The 8,081-nt window shown below is 70.0% G+C and carries 8 protein-coding genes; 3 read left to right on the top strand and 5 right to left on the bottom strand.

Annotation, left to right across the window (positions count from 1 at the left end):
* The first annotated feature begins 182 nt into the window (after positions 1 to 182).
* Positions 183 to 959: a sensor histidine kinase gene (locus tag E1200_RS09825; RefSeq protein WP_131951514.1), complete on the top strand. Its 777-nt coding sequence runs from the start codon at positions 183 to 185 to the stop codon at positions 957 to 959.
* Entirely contained in the window at positions 956 to 1,609 is a 654-nt protein-coding gene (locus E1200_RS09820) for a response regulator transcription factor (protein WP_131951513.1), read from the top strand. The genes E1200_RS09825 and E1200_RS09820 overlap by 4 nt, the downstream gene beginning before the upstream one ends.
* Here the strand turns inward: E1200_RS09820 and E1200_RS09815 are convergent.
* The 5 genes from E1200_RS09815 to tig all read right to left on the bottom strand — a co-directional run bounded on the left by E1200_RS09815 (position 1,589) and on the right by tig (position 6,541).
* Entirely contained in the window at positions 1,589 to 1,993 is a 405-nt protein-coding gene (locus E1200_RS09815) for a DUF6193 family natural product biosynthesis protein (RefSeq protein WP_207933267.1), read from the bottom strand. The two genes, E1200_RS09820 and E1200_RS09815, sit on opposite strands and share 21 nt — an antisense overlap.
* Positions 1,994 to 1,998: 5 nt before the next feature.
* Positions 1,999 to 3,273, bottom strand: coding sequence for an ATP-dependent Clp protease ATP-binding subunit ClpX (gene clpX / locus E1200_RS09810; protein WP_131951512.1), 1,275 nt, complete (start codon positions 3,271 to 3,273; stop codon positions 1,999 to 2,001).
* 173 nt (positions 3,274 to 3,446) lie between these two features.
* A complete protein-coding gene (locus E1200_RS09805; RefSeq protein WP_243708447.1) occupies positions 3,447 to 4,118 on the bottom strand; it encodes an ATP-dependent Clp protease proteolytic subunit in 672 nt (223 codons plus the stop codon).
* 40 nt (positions 4,119 to 4,158) lie between these two features.
* Entirely contained in the window at positions 4,159 to 4,791 is a 633-nt protein-coding gene (locus tag E1200_RS09800) for an ATP-dependent Clp protease proteolytic subunit (protein ID WP_131951516.1), read from the bottom strand.
* A 277-nt stretch (positions 4,792 to 5,068) separates the two neighbouring features.
* Positions 5,069 to 6,541: a trigger factor gene (gene tig / locus E1200_RS09795; protein ID WP_131951511.1), complete on the bottom strand. Its 1,473-nt coding sequence runs from the start codon at positions 6,539 to 6,541 to the stop codon at positions 5,069 to 5,071.
* A gap of 319 nt (positions 6,542 to 6,860) precedes the next feature.
* Between tig and E1200_RS09790 the strand changes: the two genes are divergently transcribed.
* On the top strand, positions 6,861 to 8,054 hold the full coding sequence (locus E1200_RS09790) for a DMT family transporter (protein ID WP_207933266.1): 1,194 nt from the start codon (positions 6,861 to 6,863) through the stop codon (positions 8,052 to 8,054).
* The last annotated feature ends 27 nt before the right edge of the window (positions 8,055 to 8,081 follow it).

Raw genomic sequence — 8,081 nt, 5'->3', positions numbered from 1 at the left:
CCTGTGTCCCGACCCTCACGGGAAACGCTTCCCGGCCCGCCCGTGTGCCGATCGGTGGCGGAACGGGCCGGGAAGCGTTTCCCGTGAGGGTCGGGACACAGGTCACCTGACACCGGGTCGCCCCACCGGAAAGGGTGGCGGCAAACACCCGCGACGGCGGGGCGCGAAGGGAGAGGGACGGGATGCGAGCGGTACTGGCACGCGTCGCCGTGCTGGCCGGCGCGTTCACCGCGGGGGCCGTGGCGGCACGTGCCGCGACCATTCCGCACCTCCGCAGCCTGACCGCCGACCTGCAGCGCTCCCGGGAACGGATCCTCGCCAGCCGCGAGGAGGAGCGCCGGCGGCTGCGCCACGACCTGCACGACGGGCTCGGGCCGACCCTGGCGAGCCTCGCGATGTCGCTGGACGCGGCGCGCATCACCCTCGCCGCCGAGCCGGAGCGGATGGACCCGCTGCTCGCCGACGTCCGCGACCGGCTCGCCACGGCCGTCGGCGAGATCCGCGAACTGGCGCACGGCCTGCGCCCGCCCGCGCTGGACGACCTCGGCCTCGTCGCCGCCATCGAGTCGTTCGCCGAGGGCTGCTGCGAGCGGGTGGACGTCCGGTTCGACGACGAGCACCTGGAGCTGCCCGCTGCGGTGGAGGTGGCGGCCTACCGGATCGTGCAGGAGGCGCTGAAGAACGTCCGGCTGCACGCGCCGGGGAGCACCGCCACGGTCCGGCTGTCGCGGGACACCGAGCTGCGGGTCGTGGTGGCCGACACCGGCCCCGGCCTGCCGGACACGTCCCGCAACGGCGGGCGGCGCGGGTTGGCCGCGATGAAGGAGTGGGCCGCCGAGGTCGGCGGGCACTGCGTGATCACGTCCCGCAACGGCGCCGGGACGGTCGTCTCCGCCCGCCTGCCGCTGGCCGCCGCGGAGTACCATCGGCCTCCCATGGGGAAGGGCGGGCGTAGATGAGCGAGAACATCCGTGTTCTCATCACCGACGACCACCCGGTGTTCCGGCAGGGCCTCAAGGGCCTGCTGCACGCACTGGGGGTGGAGGTCGTCGGCGAGGCCGAGAACGGCCCGGACGCGGTGCGGCTGGCGGCCGAGCTGCAGCCGGACGTCGTCGTGATGGACCTGCACATGCCGGGCGGCAACGGCATCGAGGCCACCCGCACCATCACCCGGACCAGCCCGCGGATCGGCGTCCTCGTGCTGACGATGTTCCGCGACGACGACTCGGTGTTCGCGGCGATGCGCGCCGGCGCCCGCGGCTACCTGCTGAAGGAGTCCGGCGCCGAGGAGATCGCCCGCGCGGTGAAGGCGGTCGCCGCGGGCGAGGCCATCTACGGCCCCGAGATAGCCCGCCGTGTCCTGACGTACTTCACCGACATGCCCGACCCGCGCCGGGCCGCGTTCCCCGAACTCACCGAACGCGAACGCGAGGTGCTCGCCCTGATCGCCCAGGGCCGCAACAACGCCGAGATAGCCGGAACGCTCTTCCTCAGCCAGAAGACGGTCCGCAACCACGTCTCGAACATCTTCATGAAGCTCCACGTGGCAGACCGGGCCCAGGCCATAGTCGTAGCCCGCGAAGCCGGCCTAGGCGAATCGCGCGCCTGACCCGCCCGCTCGCCCGCGCTCGTACTCGGCGAGTTCCTCGGGTGTCCCGGGGAAGGCGCCGCCGCATCCGTCCGGGAGCCGCTCCACCACCATGGCGATGGCCTCTTCGGCGGTGGCCGCCACACCGACCTCCTGGGTGCGCGACGGCCCGGACACCCGGTAGCCGCCGCCCATGGCGGGCGCGACGTAGGGGATGTCCCACGTCCACCGCTTCTCGGTGCAGCGGCTGAAGTGCAGTTCGCCCATGCCCGTCCACGGGAAGAGCCGCCGCAGGCGTGGCTCCGCGTAGGCGGCGGCGGACAGCCGACCGTCCACCCATGCGTCGCGGCGGACGTCCCGCCAGGCGGCGGCCACGATCACCTCGGCGCTCGGCCGGCCGTTCACCCCGGTCAGGCGCTCTTCTCGCGCGGTTCGCGCTTGGGGCGGTCTCTGGGGACGAGGGTCGGGTTGACGTGTTCCAGGACGGCCTCGCGGGTGATGACGACGCGGGCGACGTCCTGGCGGCTCGGCACCTCGTACATCACCGAGAGCAGGACCTCCTCCATGATGGCGCGGAGGCCGCGGGCCCCGGTGCCGCGGAGGATGGCCTGGTCGGCGATCGCCTCCAGGGCGTCGTCGGTGAACTCCAGGTCGACGCCGTCGAGTTCGAAGAGGCGGTGGTACTGGCGCACCAGCGCGTTCTTCGGCTCGGTGAGGATGTTGATCAAGGCGTCGCGGTCCAGGTTGTGGACGGACGTGATCACCGGGAGCCGGCCGATGAACTCGGGGATGAGCCCGAACTTCAGCAGGTCCTCGGGCATGACGTCGCCGAAGATGGCCGACGACTCCTCGAAGTCGGACTTGGAGCGGATCTGGGCGCCGAAGCCCATGCCCTGCTTACCGACGCGGGACTCGACGATCTTCTCCAGGCCGGCGAACGCGCCGCCGCAGATGAACAGCACGTTCGTGGTGTCGATCTGGATGAACTCCTGGTGGGGGTGCTTGCGGCCGCCCTGCGGCGGGACGCTCGCGGTGGTCCCCTCCAGGATCTTGAGCAGGGCCTGCTGCACGCCCTCGCCCGAGACGTCCCGGGTGATCGACGGGTTCTCGCTCTTGCGGGCGATCTTGTCGACCTCGTCGATGTAGATGATCCCGGTCTCGGCCTTCTTGACGTCGTAGTCGGCCGCCTGAATCAGCTTGAGGAGGATGTTCTCGACGTCCTCCCCCACGTATCCGGCCTCCGTCAGCGCCGTGGCGTCCGCGATGGCGAACGGGACGTTGAGGAGTTTGGCGAGCGTCTGCGCGAGGAGCGTCTTGCCCGATCCGGTGGGGCCCAGCAGCAGGATGTTGGACTTGCCCAGTTCGACGGGGTCGTCCCTGCCGGTGTCGCCCGACTGGATCCGCTTGTAGTGGTTGTACACGGCGACGGACAGCGCCTTCTTCGCCGTGTCCTGCCCGATGACGTAGGAGTCCAGGAACTCGTAGATCTCCCGCGGCTTGGGCAGGTTGTCCCACTTGAGGTCGGAGGTCTCGGAGAGCTCCTCCTCGATGATCTCGTTGCAGAGATCGATGCACTCGTCGCAGATGTACACGCCCGGACCCGCGATGAGCTTCTTGACCTGCTTCTGGCTCTTACCGCAGAACGAGCACTTCAGCAGATCACCACCGTCGCCGATGCGTGCCACCCAACTGTCTCCTTTTCGTGGGGCCGCCCGCCTTGGAGAATGCGGCGCAGCTCGGTTGCGTCCCGAAGGCTCTCGACGTTGGAATCGACGTTACCGCCTCCGACTGACTTGGAAAGCCCCTCGCCCGGAAGTGTGGCGGCCGGGCTCGGGGACTCCCGCGTCCATGTGCCGTCTCAGGACGACACTACCTCGGCTTTGCGCTTCCTGCTGGCGAAGACATCGTCGATGAGGCCGTAGTCCTTCGCCTCGTCCGCCGTAAGGATCTTGTCGCGCTCGATGTCCCGGCGGACCTCGTCGATGCTCTTGCCGCTGTGCTCGGCCAGGATGCTCTCCAGCAGCTCGCGGATCCGCATGATCTCGCGCGCCTGGATCTCGATGTCGCTGGACTGCCCGTAGGTGCCCTCGGTCGCGGGCTGGTGGATCAGGATCCGCGCGTTGGGCAGGGCGGCCCGCTTGCCCGGCGTCCCGGCCGCGAGCAGCACGGCGGCGGCCGAGGCGGCCTGGCCGATGCAGACCGTCTGGATGTCGGGCTTGACGAACTGCATCGTGTCGTAGATCGCCGTCATGGCGGTGAACGAGCCGCCGGGCGAGTTGATGTAGATGCTGATGTCGCGGTCGGGGTCGATCGACTCCAGCGTGATCAGCTGGGCCATCACGTCGTTGGCCGACGCGTCGTCGATCTGCACGCCGAGGAAGATGATGCGCTCCTCGAACAGCTTGTTGTACGGGTTCATCTCCTTGACCCCGTACGTGGTGCGCTCGACGAACGACGGAATGATGTAGCGGCTCTGGGCCGGCGCCGGGGACTCGCCCCCGGGGACCAGATCGGTGAAGCCGGGTCGGATGAGGTCGCTCACTGTGTGCCTCCGCAGCAGAATCAGGTCGTCAGGAGACGGGGCCCTCGGAGGGCACCTGGTTGGCGCTGAGCACCACGTGGTCCACGAAGCCGTAGTCCTTCGCCTCGTCGGCGGTGAACCAGCGGTCGCGGTCGGAGTCGCGCTCGATCTGGTCGAGCGGCTGGCCGGTGTGCTCGGAGATCTTCTCGGCGAGCGTCCGCTTGACGTACAGCATCTGCTCGGCCTGGATCTTGATGTCGGAGGCCGTCCCGCCGATGCCGCCGGACGGCTGGTGCATCATGATGCGCGCGTGCGGCAGGGCGTAGCGCTTGCCCTGCGTCCCGGCGCACAGCAGGAACTGCCCCATCGACGCGGCCAGCCCCATGCCGACCGTGACGATGTCGTTCGGGACGTACTGCATGATGTCGTAGATCGCCATGCCGGCGGTGACGGAGCCACCGGGCGAGTTGATGTAGAGCGTGATGTCGCGGCGGCCGTCCTCGGCCGACAGCAGCAGCAGCTCCCCGCAGATGCGGTTGGCGATGTCGTCGTCGACCTGCTGGCCGAGGAAGACGATCCGCTCGCGCAGCAGCCGCTGGAACAGCTGGTCGCCCAGAGGCAACAGGGGCGCCTCGGCGACCCGCGCCTGGATCCGCGACGACTCGTCGAAAGTCGGAGGCATGCTCACCGGTGTTCCTCCGGTCCTTTAATCGGTTCGGATGCTTGGACATTAACGCGCGTACGGGCCCGCTTAAGCCGTGGGGGCCGCCTTTTCGCCAGGGGCGTACCCGCGCGCCGCCGGACGCTCCGGACAGGACGGACACTCCCGGCGCTCCCGTCGCGACGGCACCGCCCGGGGCCCTCTTCCCCGTCCCCCGGTTCGCGCCGTCCAAAAGACGGCCCCGCACCCGGTTTCCGGGTGCGGGGCCGCTCGATGCTGGGAACGCGTCCAGGGCGACTCAGGAGTCCTTGGCCTCGGCGTCCTTCGCCTCGGCGGCCGGGGCCTCCGCGGCGGTGTCCGCAGCGGTGTCCTCGTCCTTCTCGGCCGCCGGCTCACCGGCGTCGTCCCCGGCGTCCTCCTCGGCCTGGACGGTCTCGCCCGTCTCGCCGCTCAGCTCGCGCTGGAGGGCGTCGACGTCGATCTCGTTGCCCGACTCGTCCTTCACGGTGACGTGCTCGACGATGAGGTTCAGCGCCTTGTTGCGCAGCACCTCCGAGACGATCGCCGGGAGCTGGTTGTTCTGGGTGAGGTACTCGGCGAGCTGCTGGGGCTGCACGCCCATCTGCATCGCCTGGGTGACGACGTACTCGCTGAGCTCCTCGTTCTCGACGTTGAGCTCCTCCTGCACGGCGAGCTGGTCGAGGACGAACCCGCCCTTGACGGCGAGCCGCGCGGCGTCGGCGACCTCGGTGTCGAACTCCTCCTCGGTCTTCTCCTCACCGGAGAGGTAGTCCTCCTTGGTCATGCCGGCCATCTGCAGCTGCTGCTCCAGCTGCTGGTTGCGGCGGCCGATCTCCTCCTCCACGACCTTCTCGGGGAGCGGGATCTCGACCTTCTCCAGCAGCGCCTCAAGGGCCTTGTCGCGCGCCTCGGACAGCTGCTGCATCTTCACCTGGCGCCCGAGCCGGGTGCGGACGTCGTCGCGCAGCTCGTCGATGGTGTCGAACTCGCTGGCGAGCTGGGCGAACTCGTCGTCCGCCTCGGGGAGGTTCTTGACCTTGACGCTCCGCACGGTGACGGTCAGCTCGGCCTCCTCGCCGGCGCGCTCGCCGTCGGCCAGGGTGCCGGTGAACGTCTTCTCCTCCTCGGCGGAGAGGCCGACGAGCGCCTCGTCCAGGCCCTCGTGGGCCGCCTTGCTGCCGATCTCGTAGGAGTAGTCGCTGGTGGCGGCGTCCGCCACCTCCTCGCCGTCGATCTTGGCGACGAGGTCGATGGTGACGAAGTCGCCCTCCTCGGCGGCGCGGTCGGCGTTGGTGAGGGACGCGAACCGCTCGCGCAGGTTGCCGAGGGTCTCCTCGACCTGCTCGTCGGTGACCTCGGCGCCGTCCACGACGACCTCGAGGCCGTCGTAGTCGGGCACCTCGAACTTCGGCCGGATGTCGACCTCGGCGGTGAACGCGAACTGGGTGCCGTCGTCCAGCTCGGTCACCTCCACGTCGGGCTGCCCGAGCACGAAGATCTCGGACTCCTCGACGGCGCGGCCGTACAGCTCGGGAAGCGCGTCGTTGACGGCCTCCTGCAGGACCGCACCCCGGCCGACGTACTGGTCGATCAGCGGTGCCGGAACCTTGCCGGGCCGGAAGCCCTTGATCCGCACCTGCTGCGAGATCTCCTTGTACGCCTTGTCGAGGTTCGGCTTGAGCTCGTCGAACGGAACCTCGACGGTGAGCTTGACCCGCGTGGGGGTGAGCTCCTCGACATCGGTCTTCACTGGGGTAGGTCTCCTTGATCGGGCGCTGTCTCGGCCGCGGCGTTCGACGCGTGCTGCCTTCTTGCCTGCGAGCTTGCCTGCGAGCCCTCGGCCTGCACGCCTACGGGCCCGTTGCCCGGTCCGTCTGCGTCGTCTCTCAGCCGGTCAGTCTCTCAGCGGCACGGGCACGCCGAATACGGCTCCGCGCCTTCGCGCGGCCAAGTCTATGGGGTAGCGGCGCCGGGTGCGGACATCGGACGCCCACAAGACCGGCCAATCCGTGTCAACGGTCCCGCACCGGCAGTGACATAAAGGTTCGGAACCCCCATACTCGTCCGGGATGAACGGGATAGCCGCGGCCTTCAGTGCGACCGGTCTCTACTACCTCGGGTTCGCCGTCTTCAAGCTCGCAGCGGAGCGGATGGCCCCCCTCCGGGGCAACCGCATCCTGCACATGGCCTGGACGATCGTCACGAACTGGATCTTCCTGGTCGCGCTCGCGTTCGTGCTGGCCGGGCTCGGCCTGCAGATCCTCGCGCTCGGCATGCTGCCGCTGTCGACCGCGGTGCCGATCTTCATGTCCGGCATCGTGCCGCTGCTGTTCATCGCGCTGGTGTTCTTCGGGGAGCGGCTCACGCCGCGCGAGTGGCTGAGCCTCGTCCTGATCGGCGGGGCGATCCTGCTGCTCACCGCCTCGGTCGGCGGGGACGAGCCGATCGCCTCGGCGGGCGCGCCGCTGTGGAAGGTCGCCGTGGTGGTCGCCCCGGCGGTCGTGATCCCGGTACTGATCCTGGTCCTCGGCGACTACCGGCCGGACGGCCGGCACGCCCGCCCGATCACCGGGATCGCCTACGGGCTGAGCTCGGGCTTCCCGGTCGGCACCGCCGAGCTGGCGATCAAGGGGTGGAGCGACCACGCCGACGCCGCGAGCCTGCGGATCGCGCTGACGCCGTGGCCCTACCTCACGGTGCTCGCGGCGGCCATCGGGTTCGGGATCATGGTGATGGCGTTCCAGCGCTGCCGCGTGGTGATCGTGGCCACGGTGATGACCGTCACCGCGAAGACGTACCTGCTGACGATGGGCACGTTCATGTACGGGGAGGCGTGGCCGCAGGACGGGACGTACTCGGCGATGCGGCTGGGGGCCTTGACGCTGGGCGCGATCGCGGTCCTGCAGTTCCCGCGGCACCGGCCCGTGGCGGAGACGCCGCGCGATTCCGCCGATGCGGATGCCGCGTCCGCGCGGGACCTCTTCGGTGATTCCGCGCTGGGCGGGCCCGCGCTCGGCGGGCCGTACCCGGGGCACCCCGGTTACGGCCGGTATGCGGCACCGGACGAGCACGCGTCCCACCAGCGGATGCCGCAGGAGCAGATCCCGCCGCAGCGTTCCCCGTACGCGCAGGATCCGCTGGGCCGGGGCCCGTACGACCGGCAGGAGCCGGAGCCTGGGCCGCGGCCGCCGCGCCGCCCGGTCCGTCCGGAGGCTCCGACGGAGACCGGTTCGGACGGACGCTGGCGCGGCTTCAGCGAGTGACTCCGGCGGCCGACCTCCGGCGGCCGA

Origin of the sequence: Actinomadura sp. GC306, from assembly GCF_004348665.1 — a bacterium.
Lineage (GTDB): Bacteria > Actinomycetota > Actinomycetes > Streptosporangiales > Streptosporangiaceae > Spirillospora.
This window is presented reverse-complemented; position numbering and strand designations above follow the sequence as displayed.

Coding starts and splice junctions, on each gene's coding strand:
- E1200_RS09825 (WP_131951514.1), top strand. CDS start 183: ATGCGAGCGGTACTGGCACGCGTCGCCGTGCTGGCCGGCGCGTTCACC.
- E1200_RS09820 (WP_131951513.1), top strand. CDS start 956: ATGAGCGAGAACATCCGTGTTCTCATCACCGACGACCACCCGGTGTTC.
- E1200_RS09800 (WP_131951516.1), bottom strand. CDS start 4,791: ATGCCTCCGACTTTCGACGAGTCGTCGCGGATCCAGGCGCGGGTCGCC.
- E1200_RS09790 (WP_207933266.1), top strand. CDS start 6,861: ATGAACGGGATAGCCGCGGCCTTCAGTGCGACCGGTCTCTACTACCTC.